The sequence below is a fragment of the Zooshikella ganghwensis genome, from assembly GCF_018263875.1.
Classification (GTDB): domain Bacteria; phylum Pseudomonadota; class Gammaproteobacteria; order Pseudomonadales; family Zooshikellaceae; genus Zooshikella; species Zooshikella ganghwensis.
In genome coordinates this window covers 1-15,496 of the sequence record NZ_JAEVHG010000026.1, presented here as the reverse complement: position 1 = coordinate 15,496, position 15,496 = coordinate 1, and the positions used below count along the sequence as shown (strand labels likewise).

The 15,496-nt window shown below is 41.2% G+C and carries 19 protein-coding genes; 17 read left to right on the top strand and 2 right to left on the bottom strand.

What is annotated here, in order from left to right; genetic code table 11:
• Positions 1 to 40: 40 nt before the first annotated feature.
• The 14 genes from KHS79_RS23340 (at position 41) to KHS79_RS23275 (ending at position 10,761) form a co-directional block, all read left to right on the top strand.
• The gene (locus KHS79_RS23340) at positions 41 to 880 is read left to right on the top strand and encodes an ankyrin repeat domain-containing protein (protein ID WP_212722553.1); all 840 of its coding nucleotides are present in this window, start codon (positions 41 to 43) and stop codon (positions 878 to 880) included.
• A gap of 71 nt (positions 881 to 951) precedes the next feature.
• On the top strand, positions 952 to 1,305 hold the full coding sequence (locus KHS79_RS23335) for a hypothetical protein (protein WP_212722551.1): 354 nt from the start codon (positions 952 to 954) through the stop codon (positions 1,303 to 1,305).
• Positions 1,295 to 2,140, top strand: a complete 846-nt coding sequence (locus KHS79_RS23330; protein WP_212722549.1) for a baseplate assembly protein — start codon at positions 1,295 to 1,297, stop codon at positions 2,138 to 2,140. The genes KHS79_RS23335 and KHS79_RS23330 overlap by 11 nt, the downstream gene beginning before the upstream one ends.
• Entirely contained in the window at positions 2,127 to 2,678 is a 552-nt protein-coding gene (locus tag KHS79_RS23325; RefSeq protein ID WP_212722547.1) for a phage tail protein I, read from the top strand. Before KHS79_RS23330 ends, KHS79_RS23325 begins: the two co-directional genes overlap by 14 nt.
• A 6-nt stretch (positions 2,679 to 2,684) precedes the next feature.
• Entirely contained in the window at positions 2,685 to 4,184 is a 1,500-nt protein-coding gene (locus KHS79_RS23320; RefSeq protein ID WP_212722545.1) for a phage tail-collar fiber domain-containing protein, read from the top strand.
• A gap of 11 nt (positions 4,185 to 4,195) precedes the next feature.
• Complete coding sequence (locus tag KHS79_RS23315) at positions 4,196 to 4,696, top strand: hypothetical protein (RefSeq protein ID WP_212722543.1); 501 nt, start codon at positions 4,196 to 4,198, stop codon at positions 4,694 to 4,696.
• Positions 4,697 to 4,703: 7 nt separating this feature from the next.
• Positions 4,704 to 5,861, top strand: a complete 1,158-nt coding sequence (locus KHS79_RS23310) for a phage tail sheath subtilisin-like domain-containing protein (protein WP_212722540.1) — start codon at positions 4,704 to 4,706, stop codon at positions 5,859 to 5,861.
• 12 nt (positions 5,862 to 5,873) lie between these two features.
• Positions 5,874 to 6,380, top strand: coding sequence for a phage major tail tube protein (locus KHS79_RS23305; RefSeq protein WP_212722538.1), 507 nt, complete (start codon positions 5,874 to 5,876; stop codon positions 6,378 to 6,380).
• Between the two features lie 22 nt (positions 6,381 to 6,402).
• Positions 6,403 to 6,660, top strand: a complete 258-nt coding sequence (locus KHS79_RS23300) for a phage tail assembly protein (RefSeq protein ID WP_212722536.1) — start codon at positions 6,403 to 6,405, stop codon at positions 6,658 to 6,660.
• Positions 6,661 to 6,680: 20 nt separating this feature from the next.
• A complete protein-coding gene (locus KHS79_RS23295) occupies positions 6,681 to 6,824 on the top strand; it encodes a GpE family phage tail protein (protein WP_212722534.1) in 144 nt (47 codons plus the stop codon).
• An 11-nt stretch (positions 6,825 to 6,835) separates the two neighbouring features.
• The gene (locus KHS79_RS23290) at positions 6,836 to 9,187 is read left to right on the top strand and encodes a phage tail tape measure protein (protein ID WP_212722533.1); all 2,352 of its coding nucleotides are present in this window, start codon (positions 6,836 to 6,838) and stop codon (positions 9,185 to 9,187) included.
• Entirely contained in the window at positions 9,180 to 9,602 is a 423-nt protein-coding gene (locus tag KHS79_RS23285; protein ID WP_212722532.1) for a phage tail protein, read from the top strand. The genes KHS79_RS23290 and KHS79_RS23285 overlap by 8 nt, the downstream gene beginning before the upstream one ends.
• Positions 9,599 to 9,805 (top strand): tail protein X, encoded by a 207-nt coding sequence (locus tag KHS79_RS23280; protein ID WP_212722531.1) that lies wholly within the window; start codon positions 9,599 to 9,601, stop codon positions 9,803 to 9,805. The genes KHS79_RS23285 and KHS79_RS23280 overlap by 4 nt, the downstream gene beginning before the upstream one ends.
• Positions 9,796 to 10,761, top strand: a complete 966-nt coding sequence (locus tag KHS79_RS23275; protein ID WP_212722530.1) for a contractile injection system protein, VgrG/Pvc8 family — start codon at positions 9,796 to 9,798, stop codon at positions 10,759 to 10,761. Before KHS79_RS23280 ends, KHS79_RS23275 begins: the two co-directional genes overlap by 10 nt.
• Before the next feature lie 18 nt (positions 10,762 to 10,779).
• Here the strand turns inward: KHS79_RS23275 and KHS79_RS23270 are convergent, their stop codons facing one another.
• Complete coding sequence (locus tag KHS79_RS23270; protein WP_212722529.1) at positions 10,780 to 11,847, bottom strand: replication initiation protein; 1,068 nt, start codon at positions 11,845 to 11,847, stop codon at positions 10,780 to 10,782.
• 1,227 nt (positions 11,848 to 13,074) lie between these two features.
• On the opposite strand from KHS79_RS23270, the gene KHS79_RS23265 reads away from it, so the two are divergent.
• On the top strand, positions 13,075 to 13,308 hold the full coding sequence (locus KHS79_RS23265) for a hypothetical protein (RefSeq protein WP_212722528.1): 234 nt from the start codon (positions 13,075 to 13,077) through the stop codon (positions 13,306 to 13,308).
• Positions 13,309 to 14,009: 701 nt separating this feature from the next.
• Here the strand turns inward: KHS79_RS23265 and KHS79_RS23260 are convergent.
• Entirely contained in the window at positions 14,010 to 14,231 is a 222-nt protein-coding gene (locus KHS79_RS23260) for a hypothetical protein (RefSeq protein ID WP_212722527.1), read from the bottom strand.
• A 330-nt stretch (positions 14,232 to 14,561) separates the two neighbouring features.
• On the opposite strand from KHS79_RS23260, the gene KHS79_RS23255 reads away from it, so the two are divergent.
• A complete protein-coding gene (locus KHS79_RS23255; RefSeq protein ID WP_212722525.1) occupies positions 14,562 to 15,020 on the top strand; it encodes a hypothetical protein in 459 nt (152 codons plus the stop codon).
• A gap of 246 nt (positions 15,021 to 15,266) precedes the next feature.
• Positions 15,267 to 15,496: hypothetical protein (locus tag KHS79_RS23250; RefSeq protein ID WP_212722524.1), on the top strand; the 230-nt coding region annotated here is incomplete at its 3' end.

Here is a 15,496-nt window from a genome sequence, read left to right as displayed (position 1 = left end):
CCGCCTCTAATTATTACCTCAAAGCAGTAATTCGGAAGACATGATGCTAAAAAAAATAAAGCTTGGTGCTGTGTTGGTTTTACTTTGTGTTTTATTCTCTGGGTGCGCAACACAAAGTCATGATCGAAATGAAGAAGATAAAAAAGATATAGCCTTCTTAAAAGCTCATATAAACAAAGGTGGCAATCTTGAAACTAAAGATGAAAAAGGATGGACATTCCTGCATAGAGCTGCTGGAAATGGAAGGTTAAAAGTTGTTGAATTTTTATTAAAAAATGGAGCTAAAGTAGACACTAGGGACACTGGAGAAAGAACAGCATTTATATTAGCAACGAGATTTAATGAATTTGAAGTCATGAAATTATTATTAAAAAATGGTGCTGATATCGATGCAGCAATGGCTGATGGATTAAATGCTTTAATTTCTTCTTCTGCACTTGACCATATAGAAGCTGTTGAGTTTCTTATAAATAATGGCGCAAATATTGAAGCAAAAATGGAAAATAATGCAACAGCTCTGCAAATTGCTGTACTTAAAGGCCGTAGCAGCGTAGTTAAGCTCCTCCTTGAAAAAGGAGCAAATATAGAGACTAAAGCTTTTGAAAAAGAGGTAACTCCTTTAACAACTGCTGCTGTAGCTGGAGAAAAATATATTGCATACCTACTTATTAAAAAAGGAGCTGATATTGAAGCTAAAGATGTTAATAACTGGACGCCATTATTAGCAGCTTCTTTCATAGGTAGGCTGGAAATCGTAAAGCTATTAGTCAACCAAGGTGCTAATATTCAAGCTAAGTCAGTAGTTGGTGATACTGCTCTGATAATTGCGCAACGCCAAGGCCACGACGAAATCGTAGAATACCTAAAATCCAAGATGTAAAAAAACATTATTTCCTGAGTTTTCCTGCTCTTCACTGGGGCAGGAAGCCTAATAAGTTAATACAAAAACCTATGAAAACCGGAACCGACGCATTAACAGGTAAAACGGTTTCTGGCATTCCTTATCTTCAGCAACGCATCCAAGACGCTTTAAATACACCCCTCGGCTCGCTGGTAGGTCACCGTGAGTACGGCTCTCGTCTTTACGAAATTATCGACCGTAATGTCGACCCTGGCTTTTATATGCTGGTGTATATTCGCTTGGCCGAAGCCTTAAGTAATCCTATTAATGGCTTGGATGATGTCGAATTAAAAGAAATGCAATTAACCGATGTTGAAAACCATAAAATTGAAATGACTTGCCAATTTATTTTACTTGATAATGGCAACCCAATAACAATGGAGGGCATTATTATTGAGCAGTAGAAATGCAATTGACCTTTCGAAACTGCCCCCGCTAACGATTATTGATGAAACCACCTACCAGGATGAGCTTGCCCAGGTTACCGCAGAGGCGAACTTGCCGAATCCTAGCCCTGCAGACCCTGCTTACCGTATAGCCTCCGCGATGTGTTACCGGCATCGGTTGTTAAGGCAAAAAATCAATGAACAAATCTATGCGCTTACCCTGGCAGGCGCACGAGGGCCAGAACTAGATCATATCGGCATTACCTATTATCAAACCCCACGCCATGTGGGTGAGATAGACGACGATTACCGTAATCGGCTACAACTAGAACCAGAGGGTAAGTCGGTAGCAGGGCCAGAAGGGGCTTATATTTTTCATGCTTTGTCAGCGGATGCCTTGGTTAAAGATGTGGTGGTGCATTCGCCTGAACCCGTAGAAGTGGATCTTTATATATTGACACATGAGGGGCGAGGACAGCCGACACAAGCCTTATTGCAAAAGGTAAGAGACTATCTAGAGCCATTCAGGCCGCTTACTGACAAGCTTAACGTCAAGCCGCCCAGAGCGTTATATGAATACACGATAGAGGCCGTCTTGCACCTAAAAGGCGGTCCTGAACCCGCAATCATTGAAGCGCTGACAAAACAACGTGCTCAAGCTTATGCAGCAAATCATCACTATTTTGGGGCGCAGGTGACAGAAAGCGGCGTTCATGCCGCGTTAACCGTCGAAGGTGTGGAAAAAGTCGAGCTTAAAGGTTGGAAAGATTATCAATGCCAACCAGCAGAAGCCGCCTTTTGTACGGGCATAACGATTAAAACAGAACAATTAACTAATCATGAATGGTCATAAATCCATTTTACCTGGCAATTTATCCGAATTAGAACGTGGTTTAGAGGGATCATTAGCAGCCGCACAAGCCGCTATTCCTGTGCCTATTGATACCATCTGGCACGCGTATAAATGCCCAGCGGCATTATTACCTTATTTGGCTTGGGCGGTATCCGTAGATCATTGGCAAGCCAGCTGGCCAGAACACATCAAGCGCAGTGTGATTGCTAAAAGCCTGGAAGTGCATGAGATTAAAGGCACACGCCAGGCCGTTGAAAAAGCATTAGCCGCCATTGATATTGATACCGATATCAAAGAATGGTTTGAAATGGACCCGCCAGGTAAACGCGGCACCTTCAAAATTACGGCGAATGTGACCAATCGGGGCATTAATCAAGAAGAGCATAAAAATATTCAGACCATTATTAATGCCGCTAAAAATGCGCGCAGTCACTATGATTTAAACGTTAAATTAATTAATGAGTCAACGCAATCCTCTATTTCAACAACCCTTAGACAAAGCACTAAAACGACACTTTACCCCTTAGAAGTAAATTAAAAAAACATGGATCAAAAATATTATGTACTGCTGACAAAGGTCGGGCAGGGGCGTCTGTCGGAAGTCATTTCGGCAGAAAATAAACTCAATATGTCCTATATTTTGCTGGGTGATGGCGGAGAGGACGAAGGCAAAGAAACCAACCCCACCGAAGACGACACCGCCTTAAAACGAAGTCGTGCCAAGCTGCCTATTAACCGAGTTTATCAGCATGAAAAGAATAAAAATCAAGTGGTTTTTGAAACGATTATTCCTGATGATGTGGGCGGTTTTTACATTACTGAGTTAGGTTTATTCGATGATAAAGATAACTTAATTGCCATTGGTAAATACCCAAAAACTTATAAAGCTAAAATTCCCGATGGCATTGCAACCAGCATGAACATTGATGTTATTTGTCAAATCGGCAATGTGGAATGTGTAACACTTACTATAGACCCGTCTAAAGTCGTAGCCACCGTTGAGTTATTGGAAGACCACACGCAACGTATCGATAACCCACACAGTGTGACCAAATCACAAGTGGGCTTAGGCAATTTACCTAATGCTAAGACTGATAAAGTTGATGTTGATGATTCTGATGTTTTGGCAACCGCAAAAGCAGTTAAAACGACTTATGACAAGGCTGACGCGGCTTTGCCTCGATCTGGTGGGGTTGTTACTGGCGAGATAGTTAGCGAGGTTAATACTGGGTATGTTATTAGTTTTAATGGTTGCCGTGTAAATTTGCGTACAGGTGAAAATTTTAGTTCTGGTTCGGCAACTAGTTTAATTATTGAAACAGAATTTGGTAAATCATCAATGGGCATGGGGCACCCAGATTATTGTCATTTTCTATCCGAAGCTGACCAATTTTATTTTGATAAAAAAGTGTGTGTAAAGGGGGAAATATACGCGGGCAGTGGTTATAACCTTCGTGTTTTCCATGTAGGGGATCAAACCGATTCAGTAAGTCTTGATAGTTCTGGTGTTTTAGCTTCAGCTAAAGCTGTAAAAATAGCTTATGACAAAGCCTGTGAAGAAAAAAGAATTCCTGGCGAAATTATTATGTGGGCTGATGCAACCTGGATTCCACCTGGCTGGGCCATTTGTAACGGACAAGGTAAAACAAGTAATGGTATACAGATTCCTGATTTGCGAGACCAGTTTATTGTGGGGGCTGGCGGCTCATATAAAGTCGGTGATACGGGAGGGGCTGAAACTAAAGACGTATCGTTAGCGGGTAAACATAAACACAAGATGACCGTTCACCCTCATGTCTTAACAGAAGCTCAGATGCCAAAACACAAACATGGATCGCCACAAGGCCATCATGCTAGTCACGGCTCTATTTATGCGTCAGGCGATGATTATACAAACGCTGTTAGAAGTTGGCCTGATACCACTGAAGCAGGTGGAAGCCAAGCCCACGCACATGGTGCAACAGTAGAAGATGAAGAAGATCATACTCACACTGTAGATGTACGCCCACCTTATTACGCTGTTCTGTTTATTATTAAGCTTTAATTGGATAAAAAATGTATATATCAATTCTTGTCGATAACGCATTAGTGGTGGTTGATGGAGAAGGTTTAACCATACCACTCGATAAATCAAAAATTCCTAAATGGGTTGAGGCGATTTGGTGGGATGGTAAAAAAGGAATGCTTCAACATCGAGATAACACAAAATCAAAGCCTATTACGAGCTTTAAACCTTATCAATCTATTTTGGATCTTTATCAGCAACAAAAAGAATATTTAAAAGAACAAGAAAAAATACCACCTGAAAAAACAGCACGAGAAATTAGAAACGCTGTCAGAAAACAAACCGACATCATGTTTAACCCAGGCTATACCATTCATGATGAATTACTGACAGAAGAACAAAAAGACCAATTATTTAATTATTGTTTGGATTTAGCCAAGTGGCCCAAACAACCCAACTGGCCAGAGATTCCGCTACCTACAGCCCCCGAATGGTTAGCACCACTACTGAATATGTCAGAATGGCCCCCGATAAATAACGAATTAAACTAGGAAAATAATGACCACAGAATACTTACATGGGGTAGAGCAATATTTTTTAGAAAACCCCGTCAAACCCATTAAAATATTATCAGCCAGTACCATTGGCTTAGTGGCTACCGCGGATGACGCTGATGTTTCTGTCTTTCCACTGAATGTGCCGGTGATTGTTTCCAGTGATAAATTAATCGCTAAGGCTGGCACCAAAGGCACTTTACGCGCGGCTTTACAAGACATTTACCGCCAAACGGGTGCCATTGTGGTGGTGATTCGCGTTCCTGAACCCCAGGACCAAAGCCAGCCCACCGCTGAAGAGCTAGCCGCAATTATTGGCACCGTTGATAACGAGGCAGGTAGCTATACGGGCCTTAAAGCCTTGAAAGCCGCTGAGGCGAAGGTGGGCGTTAGACCGCGCTTAATCATTGCCCCCGAGTTCTCGCACTTTGCTGATGTCGGTGCGGCCATGGAAAATGAAGCGAAAAAGCTTAATGCCACCGCGATTGTCGACGGCGACGAGTCAGGCTTTAGCAATGTCATTAATGCCGCCAAACAATATCAAGAAGTGTTTTTTGTCAATGGTGGCATTGAAGTATTGGACCCTGCGTTAAAACAAAAAGTAAAACGCAAAGCATCAGCAACCATTGCAGGCCATATTGTCCGTGTTGATTTTAATGAAGGCTATTGGCATTCACCCTCAAATCGCAAGTTATACGGCATTTCAGGTACATCAGAAGTCGTCGACCATGCGATAGGTTCGTTTACCAGTAAAGCGAACCAGTACAACAAGAACAATGTCGCCACCATTGTCAATCAGCAAGGCGGTTGGTTCTTGTATGGCAACCGACTGTGTAACGGCACTATGCTCCCACACCAGCGCGTGCGTTATATCGTCGGTGATTCTATTTTGTATGCGCACCAAGAACTGGTTGACCGCAATATCACACGCGATTATGTCGAGGCGGTTAAAGCCCGTGTTAATGCGCTGCTGGATCGGCTGAAAGTGCGTAAAGTCATTTCCGGTGGCACCTGCTGGGTAGATGAAGAACTCAATATTGCGGACATTGGTACTGGCCAGGTGACCTGGGACTACGATTTAGGCTTATACGATGTCGCCGAGCGGTTAACGTTCCGTCAGCACATTAATAAAAATTACAACGAACAAATATTTACGAGTTAAGGATAAAAAACTATGGGCGTCCCTAATATTTTAACGGACATGAATGCCTTTTTTAAAGATGAATCATTTGCCGGTATTTGTAATGAAATTTCGCTACCTAAAGTCGCCTTTAAAACCTCAGATTTTACGGCGGCAGGGATTGCAGGTGACACCGAGCGCAGTTTGCACCGCTTAGACAAGCTTGAGTGTGAGGTCACGATCTCCAGCTACAACGCCAAGGTGTTAGAGCTGCTAGGGCAGCCTGATAGCGCCCAGGAAGAGTTCAGGATACGCGGTTCTGTTGACGTCAATGGCGAGATTAAAGCCGTGATGGTCAAAATAAGAGGGCTTTGGAAAAGCATGGAATTAAATGATTTTAAACCCGAGTCTGAAGCCACCATGAAATTTTCAATTATTGCCGATAAATATCAATTTGAATTAGACGGCAACGAATTATTTTATATTGATAAGAAAAACTATGAAGTGCGAATAAATGGTGAAGATCGCACGAAAAAAATCAGAGAAGCATTAGGCATTTAATTTAATTAAAGGAAAATAATCGATGAGTATGTTAAACACGATTACACTAAAACAACCGATTACCCGTGGCAAAAAAACGATTGAAAAAGTAACACTGAGAGAGCCTAGAGCGGGCGAATTACGCGGCCTGGAGATACTGGCCATTGCCCGCATGGATGTCAACAGCTTGCGTATTTTACTACCCCGCATCAGTGAATTAACGATTAATGAAGTGGATCAATTACACCCTGCCGACCTGACTAAATTCGGAAATGAGTTGACGGTTTTTTTGGCCGGTTAGACTCTGCGCTGAATGATGTCATGGATATCGAAGCTGATTTATTCATGTTCTTTCAAGGTTGGAATACCCACACCACGCAAGACATGCCCCTCGAAGAACTCATGTTGTGGCATAAAAAAGCCGCACAACGCCAAGAAAAAATTAATCAACAATTAAAATCTTAGGAAATTAATACATGACCAGTGCCACCATGCGCTTACAGATGGTGATGGAACTGGCGGACCGGCTCAGTGCGCCTATGCAACAGGTAACCCGAGGCACTGAGCGATTTAATCGTGAAGTTTCAGAAAGCCAACAACGACTCGATGAATTAGGCAATACACGGCAAGTGTTAGATCGGTTCAGGCAGTTACGCCAACGCACAGACCAAACCTCAACGGCATTAGAAGAAGCCCAGCGAGAGACCGCCGAGGTGGCCCGAGAATTTAACCGTACCACTACCCCAACAACCGCCCTCACACGGCGTATGCAGGAAGCCACTGAACAGACGAGGGCGTTACAACGACAACACATAGATGAGCGCCAGGAGTTGCAGCAGCTGAGGCTGCAGCTCCAAGAGGCGGGTGTATCTACCCGCAACTTAGATCACGCCACATTAAGCTTACAGCGACGCACCGATCGCTATAACCGTGAACTGGAGGAACAACAACGACAGATAGCGCGTACCCAGGAGGCACAAGACCGGCTCAACCGATTACAGCAACGTAATAGTGACCTTAAATCGAAGCTTGTAGGAGACACCGCCAAACTAGGCGGTGCAATCTATGCCGCAAAAAAACTCACTGATGCGTATGCAGATGTCGCTTCCGCTAAGGGGGAAATTGCCTCATTGGGTATTGGCGTTGAAGGTCAAAATGCCATTGCCGAAGCAGCCCGTCAGTATTCCAACCAATGGAGCGGTACGACACAAGCCGAATTTATTCGGGCCTCCTATGATATTAAATCAGGTATTTCTTCTCTCGGTGATGCGGCGGTGGGGGAATTTACTAAAATTGCCGCATTAACCGGTGGTGCGACAAAATCCAGTACTGCCGAAATGACCAGTTTATTTGCCTCGGGTTATGCCATTTACCGAAAACAATTTGATGGCTTTGCCAAGACGTACATAGCCGACTGGGAAAAACTCAGCGCAGAAGAAAAAGATATTAAATTTGGTGAAATGCTCAGCTCTGGTATTTCTTCCTCAGTACAAGCTTTCAAAACTGAGGGACCCAAAGTCGCACAAGCCATCAGTACACTGGGCGATACCGCGACCAGTGCAGGGGCATCGATGGCGGAGCAATTCGCAGTATTAGGCATGCTCTCCGCTTCAAAGGAAGGAGGCGAAGCGGCAACCAAATATAAACGCTTTATTGAAAAAGCCGGGGCTGCAGGTGAAAAGTTAGGGATTAGCTTTCTTGATGCCAATAATAATTTATTGCCCACCATCGATATTTTAAAACGCATTAAACAACACTATGGCGATTTGGATGATTTAGATAAACAAGAAATAACCACAGCGTTTGGCTCATCAGAGGCAAAAGACTTTGTTGAAAAATTTATCCCGCTGATTGATGAATTAGATCAATCCATAGGGAAAATGCAAACAAATTTACAGGGAGGCATGGCCACCACCAATAAAATGGCCAGTGATATTTTACTGGGTGGACCCAATGAATCCTTTAATCAAATGGGTAACCGCTTTAATAACTTGGCCGTAATGGTTGGTGAAATATTTGCGCCTGCATTGATGGGTGTGGTCGATGTTCTGGGCATTGTGGCCATCGGTGCACAAGAATTAATTAACACATTCCCCATGGCCTCTAAGTTTATCTTATATGGTGCAGGGGCTTTTGTGGCGCTGAAAATGGCTATCATTGCAGGCCGAACGGCTATGCTAGCCTGGAATGCCGCAAACATGCTGAGCTTAACCACGACCAATGCCCACACTGCAGCTACCTCTCGTATGGGGATTATTCAAACCGCATTAACCGCTAAAACAGCCGCGATAACCGCCGCCCAATGGCTATGGAATGCGGCTTTAACTGCCAATCCTATCGGCTTAGTCATTGTTGCGGTTGGTGCATTAATTGGCCTGGCTGCTTACTTAATTGATGACTGGAATGTGGTTTGGGATTTTTTTAAAAACCTGTGGGCATCCATGAAGGAAATGGCCGCCGATGCCTGGCAATGGATACAAGACAGTATTATTGGTCCCATCCTAGCGATTAAGGACGCCCTGGGCGCCGCTTGGAATAAATTATTTGGTGATGATGAAAAGACGGTTGAAGTTACGCAAAAAGTGAAACAAATCTCTGACCAGGCTAATCATATTGCCAAAGATAACCCCAGTGTCGCTAAAAAAATAGTGCAACCCAAACCATTATCAACGCAATCAGGCATTCATCAAAATAATCATTACCAGGTCACGATCAATATTGATAAACCCAATGCTTCGCCCGATGAAATTAATCGCGCAGTGGCAAAAGCCATGGATGACCATCAACGCAAAAATGCTCGTTCTATAAGAGGTAATTTGCATGATTAATGATGTGCCTAATCAAACCATGATGGCATTAGGTAATTTTATTTTTAGTGTCAGCACCCTGGAATATCAGTCGTTAAAAACCAGTCAAAGCTGGCGCTGGGCCACGAAAGAACGCTATGGACGTAAGCCCGCCAAGCAATACCTGGGACCCGCCGCCAGCCAAAAAACCTTGGATATTGTCGTTTATCCTGAAAAGAAAAAAGACTTTTTATGGTTTAACCAATTACAACAGATGGCGGATAACGGGGAGCCGTACCGCTTAATCGGCGGTTCCCCGTCAGGTGGTGTGGATCTTGGACTGTGGGTGATTGATCAAATCGACCGAAGTGATGAGTATTTTTTTGAAGACGGTACGCCTATGGAAATGAAAGGCACGCTAACCATTTCGGAATACGGTGAGGATCAATTGCTGTGAAATATGAAACCCAACAGAATGATATGCTTGATGCCATTTGTCACCAGTATTATCAAGGTGATATCACCACCCTCGATGCGGTCCTAGATGCAAACCCAGGTATCGCCAAGCATGGCGCACAATTACCTGCAGGACTCGTGATCGAGTTACCCGACATACACATCGAAGCCGTAAAAGACCAGCGTATGACATTATGGGATTAAATTTTAAAATAGTAGCCAACCAAAAAAATATCACTCAGTTAATTGCTGATCGCTTAATTAAATTAACACTACAAGATGAGGCGGGTACCAAATCGGATGCGGTAACGATTGAGTTAGACAATCGAAATCAAGCCATTAACTTTCCGAAAACAGGGGCAGAGCTGGAAATCTGGCTCTGTGGTATTTACAAAGGTTTGTATGTAGTCGATGAGTTAGAAGAATCGCTAGACGACGACAGTCTTACACTCCATGGCAAAGCGGCCAACATGAAAGGCAGTATTAAAGCCCCTCATGACACTTCATACGACACGATTACCCTACAAGATCTAGCTAATCAGGTCGCCAGCAAACATGGCTACCAGCTGGCGATAAACCCCAAGTTAGCCGCCATTCAGTTTGAGCACATTGACCAACGTGGCGAGAGTGATTTAAACCTGCTGACACGCTTAGCAGGCCAACATAATGCGATTGCCAAGGCTATGGCCAATAAGCTGTATATTGTGCCCAAGGGCGAAAGCCGCAATGTGCGAGACCAGAAGCTTCCAACCATCACCATTAGTGATGCATACAACAGTAGTGGTCGTGTAATCATAAATGAGCGTAACGACTACCAGGCTGTACAAGCCTATTGGTTTGCAGAAGAAAAGCAGCAAAAAATAGCGGTTTTAGTAGGGAAAGGTGAGCCTAAATACATTTTGAGAGAAAACTATAAAACGGCCAGCGAAGCAAAAAGCGCAGCAAATGCTAAATTAAATAATCTAACGCGTGGAAAAAAATCTCTATCATTAACCAGACCGTTATCACCCGAAATTACACCTGAACAGCGTATAACGATAATAAACCATAAGACGAGTGCCAATGGTGAATGGGTAGTGAAATCAGTGGAACACAGCATAGGATCTGGCTTTGCAGAGACTAGGGTGGAGTTGGTGATGCCGAAAAGTGCCAATGGATAATTCGTAAGTAAGTTTAGGCTACACCTCAAACTTCACATTCTCAGCCCAAGATGTATCAGTCCAGTCATAGCTATCACTTTCTTTATTGTCTAGCTTATCCAGTTCTCGCTGCTTATTTTTACAGATAGCAATAAAATACTGCTGTGGCTTATCAATCTTTTTATCAAGTGCTGCTAGAGCAAATTCAAAAAGAGCTTCTTTAATTACATCTTTCGCAAATGCGTTAAAAATAAGCTTTTTCTTTTCTTCACTTAAATTTGGAAGGACTTGACCCACCTTACTAAATAACTCAAGATCAATAGATTTTGGAAATACCGTCCCCTCTTTAACCTCTTCTACAGTGCTAGTGTTGTGCTTAATAATAAACATTATTTTCTTTATACTTCGGCCAACACGCTGCCCTTCAAACGTAAAGGAAATATCTGTATTCTTTTCTAAATCTTTCTGGCAGCGCTGGAGTATCTCTTGCCTAAAGTTGTTGTAACGCTTGTAACCTGGTTTATCTAGCACCTTGAGCTTCCTCTTAAGCTCATCTAGTTGCATTGTCACTATAGATGCCGGACGGCTTGATTTGATGGGATGAAACCTGCGTAAAATCTCATATATTCTGACACTATATGGAGAATCAAGCTTTTTGATCTTTTCAAAATGATACTTCGTAAAGTTCTCAGAAAGCCCATAAATCAAGGGTAATGCTTTGTCTGTAAAAGACAGCTCAACAGATAGTATTTCCTTTTTCCCGTCTTTTTCTTTGTATTTGTAGCTGAAGGACTCAAATATATTGAAACCTTCATGTTTATAGATACCTTGTCCTAAGTCTTCAGGATCAAATGATACTTTAAACTCCATTAGCTCTTTTATGATGCTAGAAGCTTGCTTGTGAATAGTGACACGGTTTAAGCCTGTATCTAGATCTTGGATAGCCTTCTTATTGAGGGTAATTGACTTGGGAGGCTCAGGAGCTGTGGGATCAATATTCGCTAGCATTGCAGCAAATACCTTATGTGACGCTAAGCTTAGGTTCCAGTATGAATCAATAAAGGAGTTCTCTTTAACGATTAGCCGCTTATCTAGTTGCTCGCTCATTAATTCACCAACTGAAGACAGTATAACTATACATTGACTTAATTATACATAACTTTAAGTCTTTAGATAAGAATAGATCATATTTAACTAAAAATATAAACCATATTAGTTAAATAAGGTGGCTCTTATCTCTAATAATTACAATATTTTCAATGCGTTAGATATATTTGTAGCCATCTCTAGTCGTTATTCTGTAGTTATGTCTAGTCTTTTAGATGTTGCCAAACCTAGTCATATAGATCAATTAGCAGACAGAACTTGTAGTCATGTCTAGTCTTATTAATAAGAAGCCAGATACAAACCTGTAGTCATCCCTAGTCGTTATTCAATTATTTAATACAATATTTTCAATGACTTAAACTAAGTTGTAGTCATCTCTAGTTCTTAATGTAGTCATCCCTAGTCGCTTATGTAGCCATGTCTAGTCGTTTATGTAGCCATGTCTAGTCGCATATGTTGCAATGTCTAGTCGCCAAATCGCTACAGGCCATATTTTATAAGGCCTACAGAGGAGGACAAAACAAGTAGTTAAAAACAAGATAAAAACAAGATAAAAACAAGATAAACAAAAATCAGGTTTATGAGCTGGAACATTGATGTTAAAATAATCAAAGTTTTAAAAAGCAGTAGACATACCTAAAACGCCGCATGAAGCGATCTGAGAAACTTTAAATTATACCCACTACCCTTGCCTAGGTATTCATCACTAAAGCCCGTCAAAAGCATTACAAAGCGATATGCGACGTAATTTGTATGACCTTTTGCTATATACTTCAAATATCTTATAACCTGTTCACCTGAACGACAGTTTTAGCGTTTTCGAGGGTCAGCCGGGATCCTGACCATATTGGCCAGAATAGCTCATAAGTTTCTGTTTTTACTTAGGAATACACCCTGAAAAATTTTTGATAGAACTTTCCCATTTTAGGACATAAATGGGAAAGTAATTAACTAAAATATTGTGTTTTCTACTGTTCCAACCGGTGTTTTTGCTCACCTTTATACATCAAAAACGGGAAAGTTGTTTAATTTTGGCTAGGTTTTAAACAATTACTCACTGTATTTTGGACGACAGATAAAGCCAATGATTTTTAAGACCACTTTTCTTCGATAAAACAATAAGTTACAGCAGGATCTGGTTAATTTCGTCAGAATCCTGGCTGACCCTCAAGTTCCTTCTTGCAGCTATACTGAGTTATTGGATTAATTAAGCAAAGGAATATTGTTATGAGTACACTTTCAGATGATATATTGAGTATGGATATTCAACAGTTACTTGATGCTCAAGCTCAAAATATACAAGTTGCAGTTGGCGGTCTTGCGGCTTTAGAAAATAATACAAAACAACAAAAAGATGCTTATTCACACCAAACTTTAGTGGTATATGAAATACTTATTAAGTCTCTTGAGTTTCAGAATCATATCAATCAAAAACTTTTAGATGAAATAAAAAAGAACTAAATAGAGGTTATTTAACAATACACGCTTTTTGTAAAGAGTTTACTCCCTATGAGCGTGAAAATAGGGCTGTCTAGCCTTATGTAAAGGCATCTCCGATAGACTAAATGTTTAGATTGGGGGTTATCATGTAGGAAACACTGTTTCAGGACACCATATTCAGTCAAAATATATAGTTACATGCTATTTTGGCGGATTTGGCACGAATCTCGGCCAACCCTTCTTTCGATGGTCGGGTATATGCGACAAATCGATTATGTCACTCTCAAGTGGCGCACTTTTTGGCTTCACTAGCCGCCTGACTTCTCTAAAACCTGCCGCTTTCTGTCTCGCTCTCCGTTCCCGTGCTGCTTGTGCACGCGCTGCTTTGCGCTCTTTGTCGCTTGTGTACTTCACTGGCCGTCCTCTGGGTCTTGTCGGGGTCGTGCTGCTGTCGCTCTTATCTGCCATCGTTTCTACTCCTCACTTACTTTTATTTTAGGTTACGGATCAAGTAAAATAAAGTTTTAAAAGTTATGCGTAACCAAAAATATAAATGACTCAAATGCACGTCTGACAGGCTTTCGTCATGCACTTGCTAGAGCCATTCGAAAATTAAGGGTTACGTAGAGCTACATAGCGGGGGGCGTATTAGGTAGTCCATTTAGGGTACACCTATAGTGTACCGATTGAAGGACCATGTAGATCCTGTAACTTTTAACTAGTTAATTATCATTATTTTTTCTATTTTGAAGTTTCTCTTTTAATGTAAGAATTCCCCATGCAACAATACATGCTACAAACGCCAACAAACCTAAGAAGATAGCTTCTTCCCAGGAATACGTTTTATATCCATGCTTTTTCGACTGAGTAAAACGAATTATCAGTGTGCCAGCTATAGAGCAGAAAAACACCGTGATCACAAAATCTTTGAACTTCATGTTCATGAGTGCTCACCTAACTGTATCATGAATACCACTCTGACCCTGGACGTCATTGTAGTCTAGTTAAGATAAACGTGTAGAAAGTGCTTAATTCGTTTAACGTACACCTATAATGTATCGCCTAACAGTAGATTGACTTTGAAGAAGTCAGTTATTTCAATTAAAAAACCATAAACCCTATTAAAAATCACTGAAAAGAAAGTAATCAAATAAGCGTGTCTATTTTTGGATGCTTATAGCATTTGCATAAGAGGGATGTTCGTGAGTAGCTACTTCATAATATTAGACCTAAAATATATTATTACTCAAACTAGCTAAAGCAGTCACTACATCATGAAAATAGCTAATATTCCACTCGTTTTTACCATATTTCTATTAGTTGCTTGTGATGCGATAGACCCCAAAGATAATAAAATGGCAAAAATGGCTTTAATAGGAACATGGAAAGGTCAGGGACATGATGATAATGAAAAACCAAGTATTCAAGAATACTGGAAAGCTACTCGACACGCCGATGGGCGATATGATATTGAATGGCTAATCTTAGATACAAGTAAAAATACTTACGAGCACTATAAAGAAGAAACAGGACAGTGGCATGTAAATGATGGGTTTTATACTGAGAAATCTACAGATAATGAAGAAATAAAACATATTATTATTGACCTTTCTAACGATTATTTTTGTTATAATGAGGTACTTGATATTGATCATACTTCTTGTATTCAAGAAGAACGAGTTGATAGTTCGTATAATTTAAAAAATCCACCTAGTGGCTATTCAGCAAAATAAAATCATATTGGGATAATCGAATAATTAATATTCATGTTTTTGGTTATATTATCCGATTATTGATAATTAAACAGGAATATATATTAACTCTTAGTGGTGCACTTAGGGTATACCTATAATGGACTATCTATAAGCCAGTACACTAAATAGTAAAATACTATGTATAATGGACCACTATATGTGTACCAATGTATAATGGACTATTTGAGGATTGTATGCGGGCGTTAGGTTATTTAAAGATTGAGAATGAAGAGAGATCGAGTAAAACTTCTATACAGAAAAGTTAACACTAAAGCACGGGGTGTTCATCACCACTCTGGTAGTAGCTATCGTTACGATAGGAACACTGAAGACGCTGAATCAGTAAAAATGAAAAAGGATGTCCAGCGGGGTTTAGACTATACGCCATTGTTTAGATTCCTACTCTCTAAGGTAGGTAAAAGATGGGATTCCGTCTTTAGTGAGGCTGTAGCCAG

Bases quoted from the DNA above. Each gene is read 5' to 3' on its own strand.
- KHS79_RS23315 (WP_212722543.1), top strand. From the start codon at position 4,196: ATGTATATATCAATTCTTGTCGATAACGCATTAGTGGTGGTTGATGGA.
- KHS79_RS23310 (WP_212722540.1), top strand. From the start codon at position 4,704: ATGACCACAGAATACTTACATGGGGTAGAGCAATATTTTTTAGAAAAC.
- KHS79_RS23285 (WP_212722532.1), top strand. From the start codon at position 9,180: ATGATTAATGATGTGCCTAATCAAACCATGATGGCATTAGGTAATTTT.
- KHS79_RS23340 (WP_212722553.1), top strand. From the start codon at position 41: ATGATGCTAAAAAAAATAAAGCTTGGTGCTGTGTTGGTTTTACTTTGT.
- KHS79_RS23300 (WP_212722536.1), top strand. From the start codon at position 6,403: ATGAGTATGTTAAACACGATTACACTAAAACAACCGATTACCCGTGGC.
- KHS79_RS23305 (WP_212722538.1), top strand. From the start codon at position 5,874: ATGGGCGTCCCTAATATTTTAACGGACATGAATGCCTTTTTTAAAGAT.
- KHS79_RS23255 (WP_212722525.1), top strand. From the start codon at position 14,562: ATGAAAATAGCTAATATTCCACTCGTTTTTACCATATTTCTATTAGTT.
- KHS79_RS23290 (WP_212722533.1), top strand. From the start codon at position 6,836: ATGACCAGTGCCACCATGCGCTTACAGATGGTGATGGAACTGGCGGAC.
- KHS79_RS23265 (WP_212722528.1), top strand. From the start codon at position 13,075: ATGAGTACACTTTCAGATGATATATTGAGTATGGATATTCAACAGTTA.
- KHS79_RS23320 (WP_212722545.1), top strand. From the start codon at position 2,685: ATGGATCAAAAATATTATGTACTGCTGACAAAGGTCGGGCAGGGGCGT.
- KHS79_RS23275 (WP_212722530.1), top strand. From the start codon at position 9,796: ATGGGATTAAATTTTAAAATAGTAGCCAACCAAAAAAATATCACTCAG.
- KHS79_RS23335 (WP_212722551.1), top strand. From the start codon at position 952: ATGAAAACCGGAACCGACGCATTAACAGGTAAAACGGTTTCTGGCATT.
- KHS79_RS23325 (WP_212722547.1), top strand. From the start codon at position 2,127: ATGAATGGTCATAAATCCATTTTACCTGGCAATTTATCCGAATTAGAA.
- KHS79_RS23270 (WP_212722529.1), bottom strand. From the start codon at position 11,847: ATGAGCGAGCAACTAGATAAGCGGCTAATCGTTAAAGAGAACTCCTTT.
- KHS79_RS23260 (WP_212722527.1), bottom strand. From the start codon at position 14,231: ATGAACATGAAGTTCAAAGATTTTGTGATCACGGTGTTTTTCTGCTCT.
- KHS79_RS23295 (WP_212722534.1), top strand. From the start codon at position 6,681: ATGGATATCGAAGCTGATTTATTCATGTTCTTTCAAGGTTGGAATACC.